Consider the following 25761-nt stretch of genomic DNA (forward strand, 5'->3'; position numbering starts at 1 on the left):
CCGTCATGGTTCGAAGGTGGCCGCCTCCAGGGCGTTGACGATGCCGTGGCCGTAGAAGCCGTTCTTGTCCGGGCCGCCCTCGCACACATGGGTGGTCTTCTCCCCGTACACGTCGTAGACGTACGCGCGCGGGACCGGGCACGCCGTCGGCGTCGCGGTCTTGTACAGGTACTCCTCGACGGTGTCCGGCGCGAGGGTGACGCCGCCCGGCCCCGGCTCGCCGAAGCGGCTGATGATGATGGCGGCCACGCCGGTGGCGTGCGGGGCGGCCATGGAGGTGCCGTCGAGATACTGGTAGTAGGCGCAGGTGCCGCGGGCGCAGTCGCGTACGACGTCCTGGCCCTTGGGCTTGCCGTCGGCGCCGATGCGGCCCTTGGCGCGCAGCGCCTTCTCGGGGGCGGCGGCGAGGATGGAGCGGGTCGGGGAGGCGCCCTTGCCGTCGAGCGCGTCGCCGCCGGGCGCGGCGACGTCCGCCTGTTCCGTCCCGTAGTCGCTGTAGATGGCCTTGCGGCCGGACGGGCCGACCGAGGCGACCGAGATGACGCCTTCCGACTCGGCGGGGACGTTGAGGCAGCTGTTGTCGATCCGGCGGATCTTCTCATCGCCGCGCGGGTAGCCGGGGCTGTCGTTGTCGACCTTCGGCCGGCCGAGGTCGGTGGCGCCGTTGCCGAGCGCGGAGACGAGGGTGACGCCCTTCTTCCTGGCGTAGTCGAGGGCGCGCTGCATGCCGGTGATGATGGCGCGCTGTTCGAGCTGCTCCTTCTTGCTGTCGGACGGGTTCGCCCGGCAGTTGAACAGCCACGGGTCGACGTAGTAGCTCATGTTGACCACGTCGACGCCGATGTCGCCGGCGTAGGTGAGGGCGTCGAGGCTGGCCTTGAGGAAGAAGAAGCCGGAGTCCTGGCCGGCCCGGATGTTGACGAGCTGCACCCCAGGGGCCACTCCGGCGATGCCGATGCCGTTGATGGGCGCGGCGATGGTGCTGGCGACGTGCGTCCCGTGGCCTTCGTCGTCCTGGTCGACGGGGTCCTTGCAGTCCGCGGCCTCGCAGGGGCCGTCGAGGTTCTCGCCGTTCTCGTCCTTGGGCCGGTCGGTGACGAAGTTGCGGCTGAGCCCGCGGTTGAAGTTGGGCGCGATGTCGGGGTGGTTGCCGTCGATGCCGGTGTCGATGACGCCGACGAGGACCTTCTTCGTGCCGGGCGCCTTCTCGTTGGCGCGGTCGGCGCCGATCAGCCGCATGTCCCACTGGAGGCCGCTGAGCGGGTCGCTTTTCTCGGCGGAGCCCTTCTCGCCGAAGGCCGACCCGTCGGGGAACGCCCTGGCGGCGGTCGCGGAGGTGCGGCCGATGGCCCTGTCGCCGGAGACGCCGACGACGGCGGGGTCGGCGCCGACGGTCTCGGCGAAGCGCTCGCCGGAGCCCTGGGCGATCAGGTAGCCGAGCTTGGTCTCGGTGTGGGTGACGGTGCCGTCGGCCTTCCGCACGGCGGTGAGCGCGTCGGCCCGGCGGCCGTCGGCGTAGAAGACGAGGTAGTCGGCGGCGGCCGCGGCCGCGGGGGTGACCGGGGAGCAGGCGGTCAGCGCGGCTGTCGCCGACAGCGCCGCGAGGACCGGGGCAACACGCCTCATTTCTCCCCTATCATCCGTACTTCTCCAGAATGTGCATCTTCCCGACCTGCGGCAACTGATGCAACCCGCCGGATACGGGGGCGAGCCGGGACGCGAAACGCCCGCCCGGGAAGGGGCCGGGCGGGCGTTTCGTTCCAGCGCAGGTCAGACCAGCGGACGGGCCGTCGGCAGGATCGGGTAGGGCAGCGCCGTGTCACCGGTCAGGAACCGGTCGACGCCGCTGGCGGCGGCGCGGCCCTCGGCGATGGCCCAGACGATGAGCGACTGGCCGCGGCCCATGTCGCCGGCCACGAACACGCCGTCGACCTTGGACATGTAGGTCTTGTCGCGCGCGACGTTGCCCCGGGCGTCGTAGAAGCCGTCGCCGCCCAGCTCGGCCAGGTCCCGCAGCAGCGGGCCCCGCTCCGGGCCGACGAAGCCCATGGAGAGCGTGACCAGCTCGGCCGGGATCTCCCGCTCGGTGCCGGGAATCGGCTTGAAGCCCGACTGCGGGCCCTCGACCTCCACCAGGCGCAGCGCCTTCACGTTGCCGTCGGCGTCGCCGACGAACTCCGTGGTGGAGACCGCATACACCCGCTGCCCGCCCTGCTCGGCGAGCTCCTCGTGGGCGCTCTCCATCTTGAACAGGATCGGGAAGGTCGGCCACGGCTGCCCGGGGGCCCGGGTCTCGGGCGGCCGCGGCATGATCTCCAGCTGGGTGACGGACGCGGCGCCCTGCCGGATGGCGGTGCCGATGCAGTCGGCGCCGGTGTCGCCGCCGCCGATGACCACGACGTGCTTGCCCTCGGCGGAGATCGGGGAGACCGCGAAGTCGCCCTCCTGCACCTTGTTGGACAGCGGCAGATACTCCATCGCCTGATGGACGCCCTTGAGCTCGCGGCCCGCCACCGGCAGGTCGCGCCACGCGGTCGCGCCGCCGGACAGCACCACCGCGTCGTACTGCTCGCGCAGTTCGGCGGCGGTGACGTCGAGGCCGACGTTGACGCCGGTGCGGAACTCGGTGCCCTCGGCCCGCATCTGCGCCAGGCGGCGGTCGATGTGGCGCTTCTCCATCTTGAACTCGGGGATGCCGTAGCGCAGCAGCCCGCCGACGCGGTCGGCCCGCTCGTACACCACCACGTCGTGACCGGCGCGGGTGAGCTGCTGGGCGGCGGCCAGCCCGGCCGGGCCGGAGCCGACCACGGCCACCCGCTTGCCGGTCTTGCGCTGCGGCGGCTGCGGGGTGACCCAGCCCTCGGCGAACGCCCGGTCGATGATCTCGACCTCGACCCGCTTGATCGCCACCGGGTCGGCGTTGATGCCGAGCACGCACGCCGCCTCGCACGGAGCCGGGCAGAGCCTGCCGGTGAACTCCGGGAAGTTGTTGGTGGCGTGCAGCCGCTCGATCGCCTCGCGCCAGTCGGTGCGGTGGACGAGGTCGTTCCACTCCGGGATGAGGTTGCCCAGCGGGCAGCCGTTGTGGCAGAACGGGATGCCGCAGTCCATGCAGCGGGCCGCCTGCTTGGTCAGCTTGCCGGACGGGAAGTCCTGATAGACCTCCTGCCAGTCGCCGATGCGGACGTCGACGGGGCGGCGCGCCGGCAGCTCCCGCTCGTGCGTGAGGAACCCCTTGGGGTCAGCCATCGGTACGCCTCCCTATCCCTGAACCGCAGCCGCCATGACGGCCTCGTCGATGTCCCTGCCTTCGATGCGGGCGGCCTCCGCGGCCTCCAGGACCCGCCGGTAGTCGGTCGGCATGATCTTGCCGAACCGGGTGAGCGCGGAGTCCCAGTCGGCCAGCAGCTGCTTGGCCGCCGGGGAGCCGGTCTCGGCGAAGTGCTTCTCGACGGTCTCCTTGAGGAACTCGGCGTCCTCGCCGGTGAGCGCCTCGATGGCGACCATCTCGCGGTTGACCCGCTCGGCCTTGAGGTCGAGCAGGTAGGCGACGCCGCCGGACATGCCGGCCGCGAAGTTGCGCCCGGTGGGGCCGAGCACGACCACCCTGCCGCCGGTCATGTACTCGCAGCCGTGGTCGCCGACGCCTTCGACGACGGCGGTCGCGCCGGAGTTGCGCACGCAGAACCGCTCACCGACGACGCCCCGGATGAACACTTCTCCGGACGTGGCACCGTACAGGGCGACATTTCCGGAAATGATGTGACCGTCGAGCGGCGCCTCCTCGTGCGGGCGCAGCGTGACGCGACCGCCGGACAGGCCCTTGCCGAGGTAGTCGTTGGCGTCGCCGGTGAGCCGCAGCGTGATGCCGCGGGGCACGAACGCGCCGAACGAGTTGCCCGCCGAGCCGGTGAAGGAGATGTCGATCGTGTTGTCGGGCAGGCCCTCGCCGCCGTGACGCTTGGTGACCTCATAGCCCAGCATGGTGCCGACCGTGCGGTTCACGTTGCGGATCGGCAGGTCGAGCGTGACCGGGGTGCCGTCGCGGAGCGCGCCCTCGGCGAGCTGGATGAGCGTGTTGTCCAGCGCGTGGTCGAGGCCGTGGTCCTGGCCGGTGACCCGGCGCAGCGCGGTGCTCGCGGGCAGGTCGGGCCGGTGCAGGATCGGCGACAGGTCGAGCCCGCTCGCCTTCCAGTGGTCCTCTGCCGCCGTGGTGTCGAGCATCTCGACGTGTCCGATGGCCTCGTCGAGCGAGCGGAAGCCCAGCTCGGCGAGGTACTCGCGGATCTCCTCGGCGATGAACTCGAAGAAGTTGACCACGAACTCGGGCTTGCCGCTGAACCGCCTGCGCAGCTCGGGGTTCTGCGTGGCCACGCCCACCGGGCAGGTGTCGAGGTGGCAGACCCGCATCATCACGCAGCCGCTGACCACGAGGGGCGCGGTGGCGAAACCGTACTCCTCGGCGCCCAGCAGGGCGGCGATGACCACGTCGCGGCCGGTCTTGAGCTGGCCGTCGACCTGCACCACGATGCGGTCGCGCAGGTTGTTGAGCAGCAGCGTCTGCTGCGTCTCTGCCAGGCCCAGCTCCCACGGCGCGCCCGCGTGCTTGAGGCTGGTCAGCGGGGACGCGCCGGTGCCGCCGTCGTGGCCGGAGATCAGCACCACGTCGGCGTGCGCCTTCGACACCCCGGCCGCGACCGTGCCGACGCCGACCTCGGCCACCAGCTTCACGTGGACCCTGGACGCCGGGTTGGCGTTCTTCAGGTCGTGGATGAGCTGCGCGAGGTCCTCGATCGAGTAGATGTCGTGGTGCGGCGGCGGCGAGATGAGGCCGACGCCAGGCGTGGAGTGGCGCGTCTTGGCGATCCACGGGTAGACCTTGTGGCCGGGCAGCTGGCCGCCCTCGCCGGGCTTGGCGCCCTGGGCCATCTTGATCTGCAGGTCGTCGGCGTTCACCAGGTACTCGGAGGTGACGCCGAACCGGCCGGAGGCCACCTGCTTGATCGCCGACCGGCGGGCCGGGTCGTAGAGCCGCTCGGGGTCCTCGCCGCCCTCGCCGGTGTTGGACTTGCCGCCCAGCCGGTTCATCGCGATGGCGAGCGTCTCGTGCGCCTCCATCGAGATCGAGCCGTACGACATCGCGCCCGTGGAGAACCGCTTGACGATCTCCGAGACGGGCTCGACCTCCTCGATCGGGATCGGGGTGCCCGCGCGCAGCTTGAACAGGCCGCGCAGGGTCATCAGCCGCTCCGCCTGGGAGTCCACCATGCCGGTGTACTCCTTGAAGATCTCGTAGCGGCGGGTCCGGGTGGCGTGCTGCAGCTTGAAGACGGTCTCGGGGTTGAACAGGTGGGGCTCGCCCTCGCGCCGCCACTGGTACTCGCCGCCGACCTGGAGCCGGCGGTGCGCGTTCGCCGCCCTCGGGTACGCGTGCGCGTGACGCTCGGCGGCCTCCCTGGCCAGCACGTCGAAGCCGACGCCGCCGAGCCGCGAGGTGGTGCCGGTGAAGCAGGAGTCGATGACCTCCTGGCTCAGGCCGAGCGCCTCGAAGATCTGCGCGCCGGTGTAGGAGGCCACGGTCGACACGCCCATCTTGGACATGACCTTGATGACGCCCTTGCCGTACGCCTTGATCAGGTTGCGTACGGCCTTGCGCTTGTCGACCTTGAGCGTTCCGCTGTCGACCAGGTCCTCGACGGTCTCGATGGCGAGATAGGGGTTGACCGCGCCGGCGCCGTAGCCGATGAGCAGCGCCATGTGGTGGCACTCGCGGGCCTCGCCTGTCTCGATCACCAGGCCGATCTTGGTGCGGGTCTTCTCCTGGATCAGGTGGTGGTGCACCGCGCCGGTGAGCAGCAGCGACGGGATGGGCGCGAGCGCCTCGCCGGAGCCGCGGTCGGACAGCACGATGATCCGGGCGCCGTCGGCGATGGCCTGAGAGACCTCGGCCCGGATCTCGTCGAGGCGGTGCAGCAGGGCCTCGCCGCCGCCCGCGACCTCGTAGAGGCCGGAGACGACGTGCGGGTGGAAGCCCGGCAGGTCGTGCTCGTCGTTGATGTGGATGATCTTGGCGAGCTCGTCGTTGTCGATCACCGGGTACGGCAGCACGAGCTGGCGGCACGACGTCGGCCCGGGGTCGAGCAGGTTACCCTCGGGGCCGAGCGTGCTGGCCAGGCTGGTCACCAGCTCCTCGCGGATGGCGTCCAGCGGCGGGTTCGTCACCTGCGCGAACAGCTGGCTGAAGTAGTCGAACAGCAGCCTGGGCTTCTCGCTGAGCACCGCGACCGGGGTGTCGGTGCCCATGGAGCCGATCGGCTCGATGCCGGTGCGGGCCATCGGGGTGAGGATGACGCGCAGCTCCTCCTCGGTGTAGCCGAAGGTCTGCTGCCGCTTGACGAGCGCCTCGTGGCTGGGGCTGTCGACCTCGCGCGTCTCCGACACGACCCAGCGCTCGCGCGCGGGCAGCTCCTCGAACCTGACCAGCCCCGCGTGCAGCCAGTCCTCGTACGGGAGCGCGGCGGCGAGCTCGGCCTTGATCTCGTCGTCCTCGATGATCTTGCCGCGGGCGGTGTCGATGAGGAACATCCGGCCGGGCTGCAGGCGGCCCTTGCGGACCACGTCCCCGGGCTCGAAGTCGAGGACCCCCGCCTCGGAGGCGAGCACGACGAGCCCGTCGGCCGTCACCCAGAAGCGGCCGGGGCGCAGGCCGTTGCGGTCGAGCACGGCGCCGGCGAGCGTGCCGTCGGTGAACGTGATCGACGCCGGGCCGTCCCACGCCTCCATCAGGGAGGAGTGGAACTCGTAGAAGGCGCGGCGCGCGGGATCCATCTCGGTGTGGTTCTCCCACGCCTCAGGGATCATCATGAGCACCGCGTGCGGCAGGCTCCGGCCGCCGATGTGGAGCAGCTCCAGCACCTCGTCGAAGGAGGCGGTGTCGCTCGCGTCGGGGTCGCAGATCGGGAAGAGCCGTGCCAGGTCGCCCGGGATCAGGTCCGACCGGAGCATGGCCTCGCGGGCGCGCATCCAGTTGCGGTTGCCCTTGACGGTGTTGATCTCGCCGTTGTGCGCGATGTAGCGGTACGGATGCGCGAGCGGCCAGCTCGGGAACGTGTTGGTGGAGAAGCGCGAGTGGACCAGCGCGATCGCGCTCTCGTAACGCTCGTCGGACAGGTCGGGGAAGAACGGCTCGACCTGCTCGGGGGTGAGCATGCCCTTGTAGACGACCGTACGCGCCGACAGGGACGGGAAGTAGACGTCCACCTCGTGCTCGGCCCGCTTGCGCAGGCAGAACGCGAGCCTGTCGAGCCCGAGCCCGGCCTCGCCGCCCGGCGAGGACACGAAGAGCTGCTTGAAGTACGGCATGACCGCGCGGGCGCTCGGCCCGGGCAGCGCGCGGTCGACCGGCACGTCGCGCCACCCGAGGACGGTGAGGCCCTCCTCGGCGGCGATCTCCTCGATCATGCCGGTGGCGATGGCCCGCGCCTGCTCGTCGATGGGCAGGAACGCGATGCCGGTGGCGTACTGCCCGGCGGGGGGCAGCGGGAAGCCGGTGGTCGCGCGGTAGAAAGCGTCGGGGATCTGGGTGAGGATCCCGGCTCCGTCGCCGGTGTCCGGCTCGCTACCCTTGGCCCCCCGATGATCCAGATTGCACAGCGCCGTCAGCGCCTTGACCACGATCCCGTGCCCCCGGCGTCCTGCGACGTCGGCGACCATGGCGACACCACAGGCGTCATGCTCGTTGGCGGGGTGGTAGAGGCCCTGGGGCTCGGGGAACCCGAGGTGGGCAGCAGGCATTGCATCCCTCCCGTCGTCATCGTCTGTCTTGAACTGCTTACAGGCGGGGACGACGTTGGCCCTGCTGCATATCGTGTGTAGAGGTTACCGCACGCTGCCGGAATGGTGCCCATCGCGTCCGTTTTACGAAACATGTCGCACTTATCCGAGGTCAGCGGCTCGGATCTTGGCGCGGCGGATCGATAGGGTGGCCGTATGGAGCGTGACGGGGTGGAGCGCCTGCTCGGCGCGGCAGGGGTGGACAGCAGGCGGCTCAGGCACGCGCTGACCCTGCTCTGCGACGGCCGCTGGTGGTCCCTGGCCGACCTGGTCAGGGAGACCGCGACGTCCCGGCGCACCGTCGAGGAGCTGCTGCGCGAGCTGCGGACGGAGCGGGAGGGAGACCGGTTCCGGCTGCCGCCGGCGCACTGGCAGGACTTCCAGGACCTGCTGGCGCTCGCGCCGCCTCCGGAGGACCCGGTCCAGCACCTGGTCGCGCACTACGAGCCCGCACTGGAGCGGCTGCGCGAGCTGGTGGCCAAGGCGCCGCGGCCCCGCCACGCGCTCGACCACGTGCCGGCCACGCCCGAGACGGTCCTGCGCCGGGCGCTGCTGCTCGGGGCCCGTTTCTGGCTCCCGGGCGCGCGACTGCTGTGTGTCGGCGACCATGACCTGACCTCGGTCGCGGTCAAGCTGGTGCATCCGGAGACCGACGTGACCGTGGTGGACGTCGACGACCGCATCCTGGCCTACATCGACGAGCAGCGGCTGGGGATCCACACCCGCTGGGCCGACCTGCGGCTGGGCCTGCCCGCGTCGGCCCGCGACCACGACCTGGCCGTCACCGACCCCCCGTACACCCCGGAGGGCGTCGGCCTGTTCGTGGCCCGCGCGCTGGAGGGCCTGACGGAGAACGGGCGCGTCCTGCTGGCGTACGGGGCGAGCGAGCGGACCCCGGCGCTGGCGCTGAAGGTGCAGAACGCCCTGTCGGCGTTGAACGTGGCGTTTGAAGCGATTTACCCAGATTTCAACAGATATTTCGGGGCAGAGGCGATCGGCTCCGCCGCCGACCTCTACATCCTGCGCCCCACCACCAAGACCGCCCCCGCCGTGCGCTCCCGCCTCTCCCAGCTCACCACCGCCATCTACACCCACGGCCCCCAATCGGTCGAGTCCGGCCCGGCGCCCGCTCCCGGCCAAGCGGAGCCCCGCCCGACCCCCGCGAGCATGGCCGAGTCCGCCACCCGCCTCTCGTCCGCGGGCGAGGCCGACCTGCTGGTCGGCGACTGGCCCGCCACCCTCCCTCAGCCCCGGGTCAAGCTGGCGACCTGGCTGGGCAAACCGTACGCGGCCTCGGTGGAGAGGGTCGCGATCGCCGTCCCCCCGGGCCTGGAGGCCGCCCTCCCCCGCCTCCTGCTGGCCACCCGTGCCCCGCACGTCGAGGTCCACCTGGCGGGCCCCTTTGACATCCCCTCAGCGCTCGACCCCGTCTACAGCTTCACCGGGTCCGGCGCCATGCTCACCGCGACCCGCCGCCCCCGCCCCGAGGCCCCGCAGGCCCAGATCCTGCGCCGCATCCTCGACAGCGGCCACGCCAAACTGGCCAACACCTGGCGCGAGGCCCTCATCGCGGTAGCCGCCACCCACGACGTCACCCTCACCAAGAACGAGGCCCGCGCCCTGATCCGCGAGGCGGCCCCCTGGGCCGGCGACCTCACCCCCCTGGACGCCCCACTCCACCGCCTCACCACCCTCCCCTCCGCCATCGGCACCACCCTCCGCTCCCTCCCCGCCGACGGGGACAGCGGCGTTTCGAATCCCCACGGCGGGAACAGCGGGCCGTAAGGCACGCATGACGGCGCCTCACCCGAGGGGGTTCCCCAAAAGGGTTTGAAGCTTTTCACGCACTACGGCTGGTCACGCACAGGTCGAGAGAAACCCCGCTCACGTGGCGTCGAGGACGCGCGACTGGACGACGGCGCTCAGCCCGTCGAGGGCGATCAGAGGCTGCACGAGATCGCCCTCCGCGGCGCCCTCCAGGACACCCGCCCAGCTGACCGTCACGTAGTGCCCCAGCGCGCGGACCTCGGCACGGCTGCGGGCCGGGTCGAACGGGAGCGCCTGCCGGACGAACCCGTCCGTGCGCAGGGCGGACACCAGCGCGTCGGCGGCCCGCCCGTCCGGGAGGTTGAAGATGACGAACTGCCCCGCCATCCCCTCCCCCCGGTACGTGGCACGCAGCGCCTGCGTGCACCCGTCGGCCTCGACCCCCCACAGCGCGTCCGCGCAGTCGTCGAGCTCCTCGACGGCCTCGCGCCGCAGCGCTCCGAGGGTCTGCGTGGCGCCGGTGAAGACCTCGGCCGCCGTCAGCGGACGGGTGTCGGCCTGGCGGGTGTCGACGAGCGCGTACAGGGCGGACGTGGGCTGGGTGCGCAGCGCGGCGGGCCGGGGCGCGTCCCGTCCCAGCCACAGCCACGCGCCCGCCGCGACGACGGCGAGCGCGGCCGACACCAGCGCGATGACGAGTCGGACCGGCATCTAGTCCCCCTGTGACGCCAACAACCTGCCGCTGCGGACGAGCGGCCTCCTCGGTAACCGGACGAGCGCGTGGGAGCGTACACCATCAGGACCCCGGCCCGGTGATCGCCACGACGCGCTGGTAGACAGGCTTCTCGGCGCCGCGCAGGGTCAGGGCCAGCGACACGTAGTCGTCCTTGGCCGTGGGCTCGGCGCCGTCGGCCCGGCCGATCCACACCAGCCCGACGTAGTGGCCGAGGGCGTAGCCGCCCGCCTCGGTGTAGCCGCTGCCGGGGAAGGCCGCCTTGGCGCTCTCCAGGGGGAGCGTCCAGCCTCCCCGGTAGAGGGTCTTGAGCGACTCGACCAGCTCGGCCGCGGCCTGCCCGTCGCGCAGGTTGAGCAGGGTGTACTGGCCGACGTAGCGGCCGTCGGCGCTGGTGTAGAGGCCGCGGGCGGCCTGGCTGCACTCGGCGGCGGACACCTGCTCGATCAGCGCCTCCCCCCACAGGGCGGCCGAGCAGTCGGCCTCGATCTTGCTGGCGACCAGCCGGAGCCTGAGCTTCTTCTCCCCGGTGAGCGTCTTCTGGGCGAAGACCTCCTTCGCGGTGAGCGGCTCGGCGTCCTCGGCGCGGTCGGAGATCGGCTCGAACAGCTTGGGCGAGGCCCACCCGTGGAAGGTCTGCGGCAGCGCGGAACTCGTCTGCGCGATGGCGGCCCCGGTCCGGCTCTCGGGCGTGTAGGAGCCGAGTGAGGCCACCACGACGACGAGCGCGACCGCGGCGGCGAGGACGGCGATCGACGAGGTGACGATGACGAGGAGCTTCTGCCGCTCGGGCCGGACCCCCCAGTCGGTGAGGAGCGGGAACTGCCAGTCGGACCGGGGCGGCCGGGTCCGGCGGCGCCTGCGGCTGCGCTGCGGGCCGGTCACAGCGTCGCGCCTTCGATGGCGTGGCCGAGGGCGAACGTCAGCGCGGCGGCGACGCTGCCGACGACGAGCTGCCGCAACCCTGAGTACCACCAGCTGCGGGCCGTCACGGCGGACACGATCGCGCCCGCGCCGAACAGGGCCAGGCACGACACCACCGCCGACACCCACAGCTCCACGGCGCCGAACAGGTAGGGCAGCAGCGGCAGGGCGGCTCCCAGGCCGAACGACAGGAACGACGAGACGGCCGCCACCTTGGGCTTGGGCAGGTCACCGGGAGTCATGCCCAGCTCGTTGCGGGTGTGGAGCTCCAGCGCCTGCTCGGGGTCGCGGGAGAGCTGCCTGGCCACCTCGGCGGCGAGCGCGGGATCGACGCCCCGGTCGGTGAAGGACCGGGCCAGCTCCTCCAGCTCCTCGTCGGGGTGGTGGGCGAGCTCGCGCGCCTCCACCTTGATCTCCCGCAGGGCCAGCTCCCGCTGGCTGGCGACCGAGACGTACTCGCCGCCCGCCATGGAGAACGCGCCCGCCGCCAGCCCGGCGACGCCCGCGAGCGCGATGATCCCGGGGTCGCCGGTGCCGCCCGCGACCCCGGCGATGAGCGCGAAGTTGGACACCAGGCCGTCCATGGCGCCGAACACGGACGGCCGCAGCCAGCCTCCGGCGACGTCGCGGTGCTGGTGGTGAGCCTCCGCGCGCTCGCTCATCGGCTGTTCTTCTCCTCGGGTACGGCTTCGGAGTCCTGTCCGGGAGCCCGGTCCGCGCCGGAGGCCTCCTCGGTGGCGGGGTCGTCGTCGGGGTCGGCCTGATCGGGCCGGTGCGCCGGATCGGCGTCGTCGTCCGCAGTGGCGTCCGCAGTGGAGTCGGCAGTGGCGTCCGCAGTGGCGTCCGGCCGCGCGACGACGACCTCCTCGGAGGTCTTGTTCCTGGTCACCCAGAAGTAGACGAGGGCGCCGACGAACAGCGCGATGGCGGTGAACTGGTTGATGCGCAGGCCGAGGAACTCGACGGCGTGGTCGACGCCGCCGACCGGGTCGATGCGCAGCCCTTCGATCCAGAACCTGCCCAGCGTGTAACCGGCGACGTAGAGGGCGAACAGCCGCCCGTGGCGCAGCGAGAACCGCTTGCCCGCGTAGATCAGGGCGAAGCCGAGCGCGACGTTCCACAGCGACTCGTACAGGAACGTCGGGTGGTAGAGCACGCCGGGCTCGCCGCCGTGCTGCATGTCGATCTCCAGGCCCCATGGCAGCGTCGTCGGCGAGCCGTACAGCTCCTGGTTGAACCAGTTGCCCCAGCGGCCGATCGCCTGGGCGAAGGCGATGCCTGGCGCGACCGTGTCGGCGACGGCGCTCAGCGACAGGCCGCGCCGGCGGCACGCCAGCCAGACGCCGACGGCGCCCAGCGCGACCGCGCCCCAGATGCCGAGCCCGCCCTCCCAGATGAACAGGGCCTGGATGGGCTCCTTGATCGCGCGGCTGCCGAAGTAGGTCTGCCAGTCGGTGATGACGTGGTAGAGGCGGCCGCCGATCAGGCCGAAGATCACCGCCGGCACGGCGATGTCGATGATCGTGCCCTTCTCGCCGCCGCGAGCGCGCCAGCGGCGCTCGCCCAGCCAGACGGCGACGACCACGCCGAGCACGATGCAGAGCGCGTAGGCCCTGATCGGGATGATTCCGAGATACCAGACCCCCTGGGAGGGGCTGGGAATCGAGGCTAGGAGCATGTCAGGTGAGGGTAGCGGACGCCGCGCTACTTGGCGGCCTCGGTGACGGTTTCGCGCAGCTCCTGAGGCGAGAACGCGACACTGCTGTCGAGCTCGGTGCCGTTGAGCTTCACCGTCGGGGTGCCCTGGATCTTCTGCTCGTCGCCGATCTTCTTGCTGTAGTCGAGCTGGGCCTTGGCGTAGGTCTGGGACGTGACACAGGTCTCGAAGGCGGGGTCGGTGATGCCGGCGTCCTTGCCCCACTCGACCATCTCGTCGAGCTTGAAGCCCTCACCCACCTCGCTGGGCTGGTGCTCGAAGAGCGTGTCGTGGAAGGCCATCCACTGCGGGCCGTCGGGCACGCAGCGGGAGGCGGCCCCGGCCCGCACCGAGTTGGACTTGGTCGGCTCCTGGGAGAAGATCGTGATCGGGTGGTAGACGACCTTGGCCAGGCCCTCGGCGGCGAGGTTCTTGAACGTGGCGCCGCTGACCCGCTCCAGCTCGCGGCAGGCGGGACACTGGAAGTCCTCGTAGATGTCGATCACCGGCTGGGTCACGCCCTCCTTAGCCATCACCACGGCGCCCTCGGCGTTCACGGTGATCGGCGCCAGCGCCTCGCCGGCCTGCTCGGACTGCGACCTGCTGGCCGCGTACCACCACCCGGCGCCGACGGCGGCCAGCGCGACCACGCCGGCCGTCACGTAGGTGACGAGCTTCTTGCGCCGCTCCCGCACGCGGTCGGCTGCGCGCTGCTGCTCGATCTTCTCACGCGCCGACTTCGCCCGGTCGCCCTTGCCCATCGCCGTTCTCCTCTTCTCCGATCGGATGCTCCAGCCCCGCCAGGCCCAGCGGCCGGTCGAGCGCGACGCGCCCGGGCGGGAATCGCACGATCCAGACGCCCAGCAGCACGAAGCCGAAGTCGCGCAGGATGTCGATGAGGTACGTCGGCTCCTGCCCGGCCCCGAGCTGACCGCCGCCGCCGAAGCAGCCGCAGTCGATGCGCAGCCCGTGGGCCCACGCCCAGGCTATGCCGAAGACGAAGGCCAGCATGAGCAGCGCGGCGACCACGGCGGCCACCCTGGTCATGAGCCCGATGATCAGCAGCACGCCGACCACGATCTCCACGATCGGCAGGCCGTAGCCGACCGTCGTGGCCACCGCGTCGGGCAGCAGCTCGTACGCTCTGACCGCCACGACCGACTCGGACGGGTTGCCTATCTTGAGCCCACCGGCCACGATCAGCACCCCGCCGAGGACCAGCCGGGCGGCGGTCGTCACCCAGGGTATCGCTGATCTGGCGTTGCGTGACGCCTCCGACGCGTTCACGGGCCATCTCCTCTTCCGCTGTGTACCGGGAAAGCGCACAGTACCTTGGATCTATCTGATCACGCTGCCGATAAGACTCGGCTAAGCGCCGATTGCCGCAGGTCGCACGGGACAAGGCGCGTGACAAGGCGCGTGACAAGGTGAAGCCCCCCGGGAGCTCCCGGGGGGCTCGCGGGCCGGGTCAGCCGCGGGCGCGGACTCCCTCGGCCATGTCACGGGCCAGCTTCTGGATCGAGGCGCGGCCCGCGGCCTCGTCGGGCGCGTCCAGGAGGCGGCGGATGAAGGCGGAACCGACGATGACGCCGTCGGCGTAGCGGGCGACCTCGGCCGCCTGCGCGCCGGTGCCGACGCCGAGGCCGACGCACACGGGCAGGTCGGTGTGGGCGCGGGTGCGCTCCACGAGGCCCTCGGCGGCGACGTTGACCGACTCCCTGGCGCCCGTGACGCCCATGAGCGAGGCGGCGTAGACGAACCCGGTGCAGCAGGCGGCGACCGCCGCGATGCGCTCGTCGGTCGAGCTGGGCGCGACCAGGAACACGGTGTCGATGCCTGCGTCGGCGGACGCCTCGCGCCACGGCCCCGACTCCTCGGGGGTCAGGTCGGGCGTGATGGTGCCGACGCCGCCGGCGTTGGCCAGGTCGCGGGCGAACCGGTCGGCGCCGTAGCGGTCGATCGGGTTCCAGTACGTCATCACGAGCGTGGCCGCGCCGGTGGCCGCCACGCCCTCGACGGTGCGCAGGACGTCGGCGATGCGGGTGCCGTTGACCAGGGCGCGGTGCACCGCGTCCTGGATGGTCGGACCGTCCATCAGCGGGTCGGAGTAGGGCAGGCCGATCTCGATGACGTCGCAGCCGGCCTCGACCAGGGCCGCGGCGGCGGCGACGGCGCCGTCCTTGGTCGGGAAGCCCGCGGGCAGGTAGGCGACGAGGGCGGCCCTGTTGTCCGCCTTGGCCTTGGCGAACACCGTCTGAAGAGTCGTCATTGGTGGTCCTGGTCGTCAGAGGTTGAAGTACTTCATGGCCGTGCCCATGTCCTTGTCGCCGCGCCCCGAGAGGTTGACCAGGATGGTCGCCTCGGGGCCCAGCTCCCGGCCGAGCTCCAGCGCGCCCGCGAGCGCGTGGGAGGACTCGATGGCCGGGATGATGCCCTCGGTCCTGGCCAGCAGCGAGAACGCCGCCATGGCCGCGTCGTCGGTGACGCCGTGGTAGGTGGCCCGGCCGCTGTCCTTGAGCCAGGCGTGCTCGGGGCCCACGCCCGGATAGTCGAGGCCGGCCGAGATCGAGTGGGACTCGATCGTCTGCCCCTCCTCGTCCTGCAGCACGTAGGTGCGCGAGCCGTGGAGCACGCCGACCGTGCCGGCGGTGAGGGTCAGGGCGTGCTCGCCGCTGTCGAGACCCCGGCCCGCGGCCTCGTAGCCGTGGAGCTGGACGCCCTCGTCGCCGACGAAGGCGTGGAAGATGCCGATGGCGTTGCTGCCGCCGCCGACGGCGGCGCACACCGCGGTCGGCAGCGCGCCGGTCAGCTCCAGCATCTGGCGGCGGGCCTCGACGCCGATGATGCGGGCGAAGTCGCGCACGATCTCCGGGAACGGGTGCGGGCCCGCGACGGTGCCGAACAGGTAGTGGGTGGTGTCGACGTTGGTGACCCAGTCGCGGAACGCCTCGTTGATGGCGTCCTTGAGCGTCTTGGAGCCGTTGTGGACCGGGACGACGGTGGCGCCGAGCAGCTTCATCCTGGCGACGTTGAGCGCCTGGCGCTCGCAGTCGACCGCGCCCATGTAGATCACGCACTCGAGGCCGAGAAGCGCGGCGGCGGTGGCGGTGGCCACGCCGTGCTGGCCCGCTCCGGTCTCGGCGATGACGCGCTTCTTGCCGAGGCGCTTGGTGAGCAGGGCCTGGCCCAGAACGTTGTTGATCTTGTGGGCGCCGGTGTGGGTGAGGTCCTCGCGCTTGAGTATGACCCGCGCGCCGCCGGCCTGCTCGCTGAAGCGCCGCACGTCGGTGAGCGTGGTGGGCCGGCCCGCGTACGTGCGCAGCAGGTGGTCGAACTCGCGCAGGAACCGCGCGTCGGCGCGCGCCTCGGCGTAGGTGCGGGCGACCTCGTCGAGCGCCGGGATGAGCGCCTCGGGCACGAACCGGCCGCCGAAGATGCCGAACTTGCCGTGCACATCGGGATCGTCGCCGTGGACGCCGTTGCCGGCGAGATCGGCGGCGGTAAGGATCGTGCCTTCGTTTGCCACTGCTATCCCTCTGCTCCGTGATCCGGGCGTGTCGCCGGGTGGGCGCCTGCGGTCACCAGCGCCTCCACGGCCTTGCGCGGGTCCTTGCCGGTGACCAGGCTCTCTCCCACCAGCACCGCGTCGGCGCCCCATCTGGCGTAGGCGAGCAGGTCGTGCGGGCCCCGCACACCCGACTCTGCGATCTTGATGACATTATCGGGGATCTTCGGCCCCAACTTGCTGAAGACGTCGCGGTCGACTTCGAGAGTTTTGAGATTGCGGGCGTTGACCCCGATGACGCGGGCGCCCGCCGAGACGGCCCGGTCGAGCTCCTCCTCGGTGTGGACCTCGACGAGCGGGGTGAGCCCGATGGACTCGGCGCGCTCGATCAGCGACACCAGCGCCTCCTGCTCCAGGCAGACGACCATGAGCAGCGCCAGGTCGGCGCCGTGGGCCCGGGCCTCCCAGAGCTGGTAGGAGGTGAGGATGAAGTCCTTGCGCAGGATGGGGATGTCGACCCGGGCGCGCACGGCGGCCAGGTCGTCGAGGCTGCCGCCGAACTTGTGCCGCTCGGTCAGCACGCTGATCACGTGGGCGCCGCCCGCCTCGTAGTCGGCCGCCAGCGCCGCCGGGTCGGCGATCGCGGCCAGCGCACCCTTGGACGGGCTGGAACGCTTCACCTCGGCGATCACCGAGACCCGGTCGCCGCCCAGCGCGGCGAGCGCGTCGCGGGGGGCCGGCGCCCGCTCGGCGCGCTGCTTGAGCTCGCCGAGTGACACGGTCTGCTGGCGTGCGGCGAGATCGGCACGCACCCCGTCGAGGATGTCGTCGAGGACACTAGGTCCTTCCGTCCGCTCACTCACGCGCTTAGGGTCCCTCCGGTCGGCAGTGGGGGTGGAGACCGGTAGTTCGCAAGGCGTCCGCTCCCGGCCCCGTACTCTGCGATGGTATCGGCCCCGGCGAGGTCGGCTCGCCACAGGGGGGTTGACTAGGGAGCCAGGAACACCCCGAATGGGAGATTGCGGACGACCCAATAAAGAATCACCATTGCCAGGAACGCCCACAGGTAAGCGGGGTGGGCGAGCGTGGTGCGCCGCGGTCTGCCGCGCCACGCGTTCACCATCCACCGTCCCCACCAGAACAGCAGGAAGGGGACCATCGCCAGGGCCAGCGGGTTCAGGCCGAGCGCCGTCACCGGGTCGAGATGGGCGAGTGCGTGGATGGTGCGCAGCGTGCCGCACCCGGGGCAGTAGAGGCCCGTCGCCCACAGGAAGGGGCAGGTCGGGTAGTTGCCCGGCTGGTTGGGGTCGATCGTGCCGACGACCGCGAAGACGGCGCCGGCGGCCGCGGCCACACCGAGCGGCGCGAGCACTGCCTTGAGCCGGTCAGCGCCGCGCCGATCGAGGTTCGCGTCGGTCATGGTTATTTAGTACGTGCCATAGGTGGTCGTGACGCTCGCGGCGATGATCATGAAGAAGACGATGTAGCCCACGATGATGAGGGCGTACATCGCGATGCCCGCGATCAGCGACCGCTTCCACCAGGTCTTGGCCTCCTCGGACGCGGCCATGGCACCCTGCATGTCGCCGATCTGCCACTTCTGGTTGACCTGCGTCGACTTGACGATCGAGACGATGCCCAGGGGCAGGCAGCAGAACAGGGTCGTCAGGATGGCGGCGACCAGGTGGTTGTCCGGCGGGGTGCCGTATCCGCCGGGCTGCTGGCCGTAGCCGGGAGGCGGACCGCCGTAGCCGCCGCCGCTCGGCGGCTGCTCGCCGTAACCGCCGTAACCGCCACCGCTCGGGGGCTGCTGACCGTAGCCACCGCCGCTCGGGGGCTGCTGGCCGTAGCCGCCACCGCTGGGCGGCTGCTGACCGTAACCACCGCCGCTGGGCGGCTGCTGACCGTAGCCGCCACCGCTCGGGGGCTGCTGACCGTAACCGCCACCGGGCGGCTGGGCGCCATATCCGCCGTCGCCCTGGTTTCCGTAACTCATGTCCCTTTAACTCCTCATATCGTTAGTTCGTGGTGAGGTGCGCGCGGCAGCCTAGCGACAAACCATGGGCGACATGCAATAACGTTCAGCTTGCGGACAACTTGTAATCCGCCTGCAAAACTTCAGTAACCGGCCGACGCGGTCGCGGCGGGACCGGGCAGCGTCACCATCATGCCGCCGGCGGCCTGGGCGGACAGGCCCGGAGAGACATCCGTACGTGAACGAACTCAGCGCGATTCGGTGGGGTCGTCCCCGCGGTCGAGCGCGTCCCACAGGGCCCTGTCACCGTCGGCCTGGGGCCGGGGGCGGTCGGCCGCTCGCTCGTACCGGTCGGACATGCCGGCCCACCTGCCGCCGCGGATGACGGCGAGGACCCCGCCGGCCAGCATCAGCAGCGCGCCCAGCCCGGCGGCGGCGGGCCACGCTGTCACGACGTCCCACTCCAGCGGGCCCGCCGCGCTGAGCACGTTGTGCCCGCGCAGCCAGGTCTCGATCCCGGCCCGGCCGGTGGCGCCCCACGCCGCGGCCGCCGCGCCGATGCCGCACAGCGCCAGCAGGGCGCCGACGACGCGCCGTCCGGCGCCCTTGGTGGCCAGCACGGCGACGACCCCGGCCAGCCCCGCCAGGGCGAGCGGGGTCAGCACCGGGCTCAGGTCACCGCCGGTGGGGACCGTCAGCTCGCCGCTCGCCCGTACGCCGTCCGCCCAGGGGCGGCCCGCGGCGAGCAGCACCAGGAGGCAGCCCGCGGCCGTGAGCGCCACCCACAGCCACAGCTCCCGCCGGCCCGCGCCCTGCCCGGAGCCCATCTACCGCTCCGCGGGCGCGGCGGCGGGGCCCTGGACGGCCTGCAGCCGGTCGGCGTCGAAGCAGGTGCGGTCGCCGGTGTGGCAGGCCGCGCCGACCTGGTCGACCCGGACCAGCAAGGTGTCGCCGTCGCAGTCGAGCGCGACCTCTCGCACGTACTGGACATGACCGGACGTGTCGCCCTTGACCCAGTATTCCTGGCGGCTGCGGGACCAGTACGTGGCCCTGCCGGTGGTGAGCGTGCGATGCAGCGCCTCGTCGTCCATCCAGGCGAGCATGAGCACCTCACCGGTGTCGTGCTGCTGGACGATCGCGGGCACCAGCCCGTCGCCGTCGCGCTTCAGTCTCGCGGCGATCTCGGGATCAAGCGGCATGCCGCCATTCAACCAGCCCCGCGGCGCGCTCCCGCACTCCCCCGTGCCGTGCGCCCTCCCCGTGAGCTCCAGGACGCGCGCGAAGGTCAGTCGAGGGCCTGGGAGAGGGTGTCGTAGATGGGGAAGAGCGGGGCCAGGTTGGTGCGGCGGAGCCGGCGCAGGACCTGGCCGTCCGGTGCGACCAGCGCCATGGTGCCGTCGCGTTCGCGCAGGGCGGCGAGCTGGCGCACCAGCACGCCCAGGCCCGTGGTGTCGATGAAGGTCAGCCTGCTGAGGTCGACGACCAGGCGCGGGCCGTGCGCCCGCACCGCCTCGGCGAGGCACGTGCGCACCTCCGACACGTTGTCCGCGTCGACCTCGCCGGCCAGGCTGACCACGGTCCGCTCGCCGTGTTTCCGGCGAGTCATCTGCAGCAGTTCCAACGCCATGCTCCTCACGCCCTGTGACAAGGCGGCCCGCGTCGAAGCTACACCTTTCCTTGGTCCGTCACTGACTGTTTTACGGAGAACGCACTGCGTGATATCGCTCCGACCGGTATCTTCGAGACCACGCCGATAGGGAGCGCATCGTGGTCCGTGTCACCGGCTCCGCCCTCGACCCCGACCTGGGCGATCACGTATGCCTGCCGTTCCTCGGCGACCGGGAGCGGCGGGCCGCGACCCGGCTGTTCACGCTCAACGGGCTGCGCCGCCGCACCAAGGTGCTGATCATCACGCACGCCGACTCCCCCGACCGCACGCGGGCGTGGCTGACGCCGCTGGTGCCGGGGTTCCGCGAGGCGGAGTCGGCCGGGCGGATCGAGATCGCCGGCACGCGTCTGACCGGCGGCCGGCCGGATCCCTGCCGGGCGCTCGACCGGCTGGAGGCCGCCGGGGAGCGGGCTCTCGCCCAGGGCTACCGGGGGCTGTACGCGCTGGTCGACGCCTCGTGGGGAGTGCACGACCCGCCGGGGCAGGTGGCGTCCGAGTCGGCGGTGAACGCGCTGTTCGGGCGGTGCGGGCTGGCGGCCGTCTGCCAGTACGACCGGGCGCTGTTCCCCTGTGAGGCGCTCGACAGGGTGACGGGCGTGCACCCGATCTCGCCGGAGCAGGCGCTGCTGCGGTACGCCGCCACGTCGTCGCCGCCGGGGCTGCGGCTGCGGGGCGACGTCGACCTGACGAACCGCCAGGCGTTCGCCTCGATCCTGGCGCCGCTGCGGGCGGAGCGGGACGAGGTCGTGATCGACGCCACGGAGCTGGACTTCATCGACGCGGGCTCGGCGCAGCTGCTGGTGGCGATGGCCCTGGCCAGGCGGCCGGGGCGGACGGTGGTGGCGTGCGGCAGCCCGCTGGCGCGGCTGCTGCGCCTGCTGAAGGCGGGCGACGCCCTCGGCGTGCGCCCGGCCGGTGATGTGTAGGCAGATACTCTCGCAGACTTTCGCGCGCGGCCGGATCACGCTGCTGCGCAAGATGGTCACGGCCCGCGCAGCCCAGGAGGGGCTGGCGGGCCGGCGGCTGGAGGACTTCGTGGTGGCGGTCAACGAGGTGACCACGAACGCGGTCCTGCACGGCGGGGGCGGCGGGCGGCTGCGCCTGTGGTGGCAGCACGGGCGGCTGTGGTGCGAGGTCGCCGACGACGGCCCCGGCCTGCCGCCGGGCTGGTCCACCGCCTCGCCCCCGCCCGCCGCGTTCGAGGCGGGCGGGCGCGGCCTGTGGCTCACGCGGCTCCTGTGCGAGCAGCTCACGATCGTCTCGGGTCCCGGCGGGACGACGGTAACCTTCGCGGCGTCGTGAGCCGGTCAGGAGCGGGCGGCGGAGATCCAGGAGGCGTGCAGGTCGGCGTACACGCCGGGCTCGCCCACCAGTTCCGCGTGCGGGCCCCGCTGGACGAGCCGGCCGCCGTCGAAGACGAGGACCTCGTCGGCGTTCTCGGCGGTGGACAGGCGGTGCGCGATGGTGACGGCGGTGCGTCCGCGGGTGACGCCTTCCAGGGCCCGGGCCAGCCGCACCTCGGTGGCCGGGTCGACGGCCGAGGTCGCCTCGTCGAGCAGCAGCAGGTCGGGGTCGGCCAGGTAGGCGCGGGCCAGCGCGACGAGCTGGCGCTCGCCCGCCGACAGCGACTCGCCGCGCTGGCCGACCGGGGTGTCGAGGCCGGCGGGCAGGCCTTCCAGCCAGTCGGCCAGGCCCAGCTCGGTGAGGGCGAGCGTGATCTCCTCACGGGTGGCCGACGGCTTGCCGTACAGGATGTTCTCCTGGAGCGTGCCGTCGAACAGGAAGCCGTCCTGCGGCACCATGACGATGCGCTCGCGCAGCGAGGAGAAGCGGACGCCGCGCAGGTCGTGCCCGTCGACGAGGACGCGGCCCGAGACCGGGTCCATGAGACGGGTGAGCAGCTTGGCGAAGGTGGTCTTGCCCGAACCGGTCTCACCGACGACGGCGAGGCGTGAGCGGGGCGGGATGTCCACGGTGACCTCGCGCAGCACGGGCGGGCCGCCGGGGTAGGCGAAGGTGACGTCCTCGAAGGCGACGGAGATGGGGCCGCGCGGCGGCGCGGTGCCGTCGTCGCCGGGATCGGCCACGTCGGCGGGCGTGTCGATGACGCCGAGCACCCGCCGCCAGCCCGCGATGGCGTTCTGCGCCTCGTTGAGCACTTCGGTGGCGGTCTGCATCGGCGCCACGAACAGGGTGATGAGGAACAGGAAGGCGACCAGCTGGCCGGCGGTGATGTCACCCGACAGGCCGAGCCGCACGCCGAGCAGCACGATCCCGGCGATGGCCAGGGCCGCCACGATCTCCGTCAGCGGGAACACGAACCCGACGATGGTCTGCGCCTTGACCTGGGCGGCCTTGTTGGCGTCCACGGCCTGGTCGATGCGCTCGGCGGTGCGCCGCTCGGTGGCGTAGGCGCGGATCACGGCGGCGCCCACGACGGACTCGCTGACCGCGGCCAGCATGTCGCCGGTGCGCTCGCGCACCCGGGTGTAGGCGGCCGACAGCCAGCGCTGGAAGCGCGGCAACGCGATCATCAACGGCACGAAGCAGGCCCACACCAGCAGCGTGAGCTGCCAGGAGTAGACGAACATCAGCACGGAGGCGATGATCAGCTGCCCGAAGGCCATGATGATCATCAGCCCGCCCCACTGCATGAACGTGCTGATCTGGTCGATGTCGTTGGTGACGCGGGAGACCAGGGCGCCGCGCCGCTCGGTGTTCTGGGTGAGCACGGACAGGTCGTGCACGTGCCGGAAGCCGCGCACCCGCAGCGTGGCCAGCGACGACTCGGTCGCCTTGTAGAGCCGGACGTTCATCAGGTACGCGGCCGCCGCGGTCAGCAGCACCGCCATGGCGCACACCGCGACCATCCGGGTGATGTACGGCAGATCCGGATGGCCGGTGGCGATCCCGGTGTCGATGGTCTGCTGCACGGCCAGCGGAACGATGATCTTGCCGCTGGTGGCGATCACGGCCAGCACCAGCGTGACCCCCAGGCCCTTGCGGAACTCGGGGGTCAGCGACAGTCCTTGCCGGACCACGCCCCAGGCGGATCTCTCGGCACCGGCGCCGATGCGCCCGCTTTCGACGGTCATGCGCTGATCTCTTCCTCTTCGAGACCGGGCCGCCGGTCGGTGTCCGTGTCTGTGTCGAGCGTGGCCCGTTCCAGCTCCTCGCGCTCGTAGGCGGTCACCAGGTCGCGGTAGCCGGGGCAGCGGTCCAGCAGTTCCGCGTGGGTGCCGCGGTCGGCGACCCGGCCCCGGTCGAGGAAGACGACCTCGTCGGCGAGCGCGATCGTGGCCATCCGGTAGGCGACGACCACGACGGTCGACGCCTGCGACCGGTCTCGCAGCCCGTACAGGATCCTGGCTTCGACCTGCGGGTCGACGCTGGACGTGGCGTCGTCGAGTATGAGCAGGCGGGGCTCGCGGACGACCGCCCTGGCCAGCGCGAGGCGCTGGCGCTGGCCGCCGGACAGGGTGGTGCCGCGCTCGCCGACGTGGGTGCCGAGGCCGTCGCCGAGCCCGGCGACGAAGCCGTCGGCCTGCGCCAGGCGCAGCGCCCGCCACACCCGCTCGTCGTCGACGGGCAGGCCGAGCGCGATGTTGCCGCGTACGGTGTCGTCGAAGAGGAACGTCTGCTGCGGCACCAGCGCCACCGACTCGGCGATGCCGCCGTAGGGCAGGTCGCGCAGGTCCACGCCGTCGAGCCGGACCTGGCCCGAGGCGGGGTCCACGAGGCGGACCAGGAGCTGCACCAGCGTGGACTTGCCGGAGCCGGTGGGCCCGACCAGGGCGACGGTGCGCCCGGCGGGCACGTCGAAGCTGACCTCGTGCAGCACCTCGGTGTCGCCGTAGGCGTAGGAGACGTCCTTGACCTCCAGGGACGCGGGGCCGTCGGGCCGGCACGCGGTCTCGCCGTAGGTCATGGAGCCCTCGGCGTCCAGCACGGCCTGCACCCGGCCCCAGCCGACGACGCTGCGCGGCAGCTCGGCCAGCACCCAGCCGAGCGCCCTGATCGGGAAGGACAGCAGCGTGAACAGGTAGGCGACCTGGACGAGCTGCCCGGAGTCGATCGAGCCGGTGGACAGCCGCAGCGCGCCGACGGCCAGGACGGCGAGCACGCCGAGCGTCGGCAGCGCCTCCAGCAGGGGGTCGAACAGGCCGCGCACCTTGCCGACGGCGATGTTGGCGTCGCGCAGCTCGTGGGCGCGACGGCGGAACCGGTCGGTCTCCAGCTCCTCCCTGCCGAGCGTCTTGACGACGAGCGCGCCGTCGAAGCTCTCGTGGGCGATCTCGCTCACCTCGGCCCGGAGCTGCTGGGCGCGGGTCACGAGAGGGCTGAGCCGGCGCTGGTAGACGAGGTTCAGCAGCGCGATGGCCGGGAAGATGAAGAAACCGACCAGGGCGAGCATGAGGTCGGTGAACAGGATGCCGATCGCCGCGGTGAACAGCATGACGACGACGCCGACGGCCATCGGCAGCGGCGCCAGCGGCGCCCACGCGGCCTCGGCGTCGGAGCTGGCGTTCGACAGCAGCTGGCCGGTCGGGTGGCGGTGGTGCCAGGACAACGGCAGGCGCAGATACTGCTTGGTGACGTCGCGGCGGGAGCGGGCCTGCATGCGATACTGCATCAGCCCGGCCAGGATGCGCCGCCCGGCCACGCCCAGCGCCTTGAGCAGGGCGGTCCCCATGATGAGCAGCACGCCGGTCCAGAGCGCGCCGGTGGTGACCTCCCCCCGGTCGAACGCGGCGAGCACGACGTTCTGGGTCGCCCAGCCGAGCGCCCAGGCCGAGGCGACGGTCATCCCGCCGTAGACGGCGCTCGCCAGCACGGCGAAGGTGAACACCACCTTCTCGGTGCGAATGGCCACCCCAAGGACGCGAAGCCCTTGACGCATGACGGCCGAGGTGACCTTGTTCGCCACTCGGAAAATTCCTTTCACACCCGACGTTTCTACGTAAGTCACTATCACGTCTGATCGCCCCGTTATTCCCACAGGTAGGGTTGACGATGTGACTCACGCCCGTAGCGAACGCGCCGCACTCTGCGACCTGCTCGACCAGCTCGGCCCCGGAGAGCCGACCCTCTGCGAGGGCTGGGACACCTACGACCTGGCCGCGCACCTGGCGTTGCGCGAGCGCCGGCCCGACGCGATGCCGGGCATCGCGGTGCGCGCGCTGGCCGGCCACACGGCTTCGGTGCAGCGCGGGCTGAAGGCCAAGCACCCGTTCCCCGCGCTGGTCGCCCTGGTGCGCAGGCCCGGCGGCGTGTACGGGCTGCTGCCGTTCCTCGACACGGCGGTCAACACCATGGAGTTCTTCGTCCACCACGAGGACGTACGGCGCGCCCAGCCGGGCTGGGAGCCGCGCGAGCTGCCCGCCGACTTCGAGGACCTGATCTGGAAGCGGCTGTCGGCCATGGCGAAGATGATGCTGCGCCGCGCCCCCGTCGGCGTGGTGCTCCACCGCCGGGGTGGCGGCGGGGCCAGGTCCGTGGTCCTGGGCGGCGCCCAGCAGGGTCCCAAGGTCGAGGTGAGCGGAACGGCGAGCGAACTGTTGCTTTTCTGCTTCGGCCGCCAGGCGCATTCCCGGGCCGAGCTGAGCGGCGACGCCGACGCCGTCGAGCGGCTGAGGAGCGCCCGGCTGGGCGTCTGACC

Annotated in this window: 23 protein-coding genes; 4 read left to right on the forward strand and 19 right to left on the reverse strand. The window is 71.8% G+C overall.

Annotated elements, in window-relative coordinates; all coding sequences use genetic code 11:
- Positions 1–3: 3 nt before the first annotated feature.
- The 3 genes from FR742_RS21635 to gltB form a co-directional block, all read right to left on the reverse strand.
- Positions 4–1626, reverse strand: coding sequence for a S8 family serine peptidase (locus tag FR742_RS21635; protein ID WP_148032619.1), 1623 nt, complete (start codon positions 1624–1626; stop codon positions 4–6).
- A 144-nt stretch (positions 1627–1770) separates the two neighbouring features.
- On the reverse strand, positions 1771–3249 hold the full coding sequence (locus FR742_RS21640) for a glutamate synthase subunit beta (protein ID WP_148032620.1): 1479 nt from the start codon (positions 3247–3249) through the stop codon (positions 1771–1773).
- 12 nt (positions 3250–3261) lie between these two features.
- Positions 3262–7794: a glutamate synthase large subunit gene (gene gltB / locus FR742_RS21645; RefSeq protein ID WP_148032621.1), complete on the reverse strand. Its 4533-nt coding sequence runs from the start codon at positions 7792–7794 to the stop codon at positions 3262–3264.
- Between the two features lie 195 nt (positions 7795–7989).
- Here gltB and FR742_RS21650 point away from each other — a divergent pair, with 195 nt between their 5' ends.
- On the forward strand, positions 7990–9618 hold the full coding sequence (locus FR742_RS21650) for a bis-aminopropyl spermidine synthase family protein (RefSeq protein ID WP_261808663.1): 1629 nt from the start codon (positions 7990–7992) through the stop codon (positions 9616–9618).
- Positions 9619–9717: 99 nt separating this feature from the next.
- Here FR742_RS21650 and FR742_RS21655 read toward each other — a convergent pair whose 3' ends face one another.
- The 14 genes from FR742_RS21655 to FR742_RS21720 all read right to left on the reverse strand — a co-directional run bounded on the left by FR742_RS21655 (position 9718) and on the right by FR742_RS21720 (position 20060).
- On the reverse strand, positions 9718–10311 hold the full coding sequence (locus FR742_RS21655) for a hypothetical protein (RefSeq protein WP_148032622.1): 594 nt from the start codon (positions 10309–10311) through the stop codon (positions 9718–9720).
- Between the two features lie 85 nt (positions 10312–10396).
- Positions 10397–11218, reverse strand: a complete 822-nt coding sequence (locus tag FR742_RS21660; RefSeq protein WP_148032623.1) for a hypothetical protein — start codon at positions 11216–11218, stop codon at positions 10397–10399.
- Positions 11215–11919: a VIT1/CCC1 transporter family protein gene (locus FR742_RS21665; protein ID WP_148032624.1), complete on the reverse strand. Its 705-nt coding sequence runs from the start codon at positions 11917–11919 to the stop codon at positions 11215–11217. The genes FR742_RS21660 and FR742_RS21665 overlap by 4 nt, the downstream gene beginning before the upstream one ends.
- A complete protein-coding gene (gene lgt / locus FR742_RS21670; protein WP_148032625.1) occupies positions 11916–12935 on the reverse strand; it encodes a prolipoprotein diacylglyceryl transferase in 1020 nt (339 codons plus the stop codon). The genes FR742_RS21665 and lgt overlap by 4 nt, the downstream gene beginning before the upstream one ends.
- 26 nt (positions 12936–12961) lie before the next feature.
- On the reverse strand, positions 12962–13714 hold the full coding sequence (locus tag FR742_RS21675; RefSeq protein ID WP_148032626.1) for a thioredoxin domain-containing protein: 753 nt from the start codon (positions 13712–13714) through the stop codon (positions 12962–12964).
- The gene (locus FR742_RS21680) at positions 13680–14240 is read right to left on the reverse strand and encodes a DoxX family protein (RefSeq protein ID WP_261808664.1); all 561 of its coding nucleotides are present in this window, start codon (positions 14238–14240) and stop codon (positions 13680–13682) included. The genes FR742_RS21675 and FR742_RS21680 overlap by 35 nt, the downstream gene beginning before the upstream one ends.
- 181 nt (positions 14241–14421) lie before the next feature.
- A complete protein-coding gene (trpA, locus tag FR742_RS21685) occupies positions 14422–15222 on the reverse strand; it encodes a tryptophan synthase subunit alpha (RefSeq protein ID WP_148032627.1) in 801 nt (266 codons plus the stop codon).
- Between the two features lie 15 nt (positions 15223–15237).
- Positions 15238–16461, reverse strand: coding sequence for a tryptophan synthase subunit beta (gene trpB / locus FR742_RS21690; protein ID WP_148034733.1), 1224 nt, complete (start codon positions 16459–16461; stop codon positions 15238–15240).
- Positions 16462–16481: 20 nt separating this feature from the next.
- Positions 16482–17321, reverse strand: coding sequence for an indole-3-glycerol phosphate synthase TrpC (gene trpC, locus FR742_RS21695; RefSeq protein ID WP_148032628.1), 840 nt, complete (start codon positions 17319–17321; stop codon positions 16482–16484).
- 125 nt (positions 17322–17446) lie between these two features.
- The gene (locus FR742_RS21700; protein ID WP_148032629.1) at positions 17447–17878 is read right to left on the reverse strand and encodes a DUF2752 domain-containing protein; all 432 of its coding nucleotides are present in this window, start codon (positions 17876–17878) and stop codon (positions 17447–17449) included.
- A gap of 6 nt (positions 17879–17884) precedes the next feature.
- Entirely contained in the window at positions 17885–18454 is a 570-nt protein-coding gene (locus FR742_RS21705) for a CD225/dispanin family protein (protein ID WP_148032630.1), read from the reverse strand.
- Positions 18455–18681: 227 nt separating this feature from the next.
- A complete protein-coding gene (locus FR742_RS21710; RefSeq protein ID WP_148032631.1) occupies positions 18682–19260 on the reverse strand; it encodes a Trp biosynthesis-associated membrane protein in 579 nt (192 codons plus the stop codon).
- Entirely contained in the window at positions 19261–19632 is a 372-nt protein-coding gene (hisI, locus tag FR742_RS21715) for a phosphoribosyl-AMP cyclohydrolase (RefSeq protein WP_148032632.1), read from the reverse strand.
- An 86-nt stretch (positions 19633–19718) separates the two neighbouring features.
- Positions 19719–20060, reverse strand: a complete 342-nt coding sequence (locus FR742_RS21720) for an STAS domain-containing protein (protein WP_148032633.1) — start codon at positions 20058–20060, stop codon at positions 19719–19721.
- Positions 20061–20200: 140 nt separating this feature from the next.
- Here FR742_RS21720 and FR742_RS21725 point away from each other — a divergent pair, with 140 nt between their 5' ends.
- Positions 20201–21028, forward strand: coding sequence for an MEDS domain-containing protein (locus FR742_RS21725; RefSeq protein ID WP_148032634.1), 828 nt, complete (start codon positions 20201–20203; stop codon positions 21026–21028).
- Entirely contained in the window at positions 21021–21404 is a 384-nt protein-coding gene (locus FR742_RS21730; RefSeq protein ID WP_148032635.1) for an ATP-binding protein, read from the forward strand. Before FR742_RS21725 ends, FR742_RS21730 begins: the two co-directional genes overlap by 8 nt.
- 5 nt (positions 21405–21409) lie before the next feature.
- Here FR742_RS21730 and FR742_RS21735 read toward each other — a convergent pair whose 3' ends face one another.
- Positions 21410–23197 carry an ABC transporter ATP-binding protein gene (locus tag FR742_RS21735; protein ID WP_148032636.1) on the reverse strand — a complete coding sequence of 596 codons (1788 nt, stop codon included), beginning with the start codon at positions 23195–23197 and terminating at the stop codon, positions 21410–21412.
- On the reverse strand, positions 23194–25002 hold the full coding sequence (locus tag FR742_RS21740; protein WP_187281439.1) for an ABC transporter ATP-binding protein: 1809 nt from the start codon (positions 25000–25002) through the stop codon (positions 23194–23196). The genes FR742_RS21735 and FR742_RS21740 overlap by 4 nt, the downstream gene beginning before the upstream one ends.
- 115 nt (positions 25003–25117) lie before the next feature.
- Between FR742_RS21740 and FR742_RS21745 the strand changes: the two genes are divergently transcribed.
- The gene (locus tag FR742_RS21745; RefSeq protein WP_148032638.1) at positions 25118–25759 is read left to right on the forward strand and encodes a TIGR03085 family metal-binding protein; all 642 of its coding nucleotides are present in this window, start codon (positions 25118–25120) and stop codon (positions 25757–25759) included.
- The last annotated feature ends 2 nt before the right edge of the window (positions 25760–25761 follow it).

This window comes from Nonomuraea sp. C10, assembly GCF_008017515.1.
GTDB classification, from domain to species: Bacteria; Actinomycetota; Actinomycetes; order Streptosporangiales; family Streptosporangiaceae; genus Nonomuraea; species Nonomuraea ferruginea.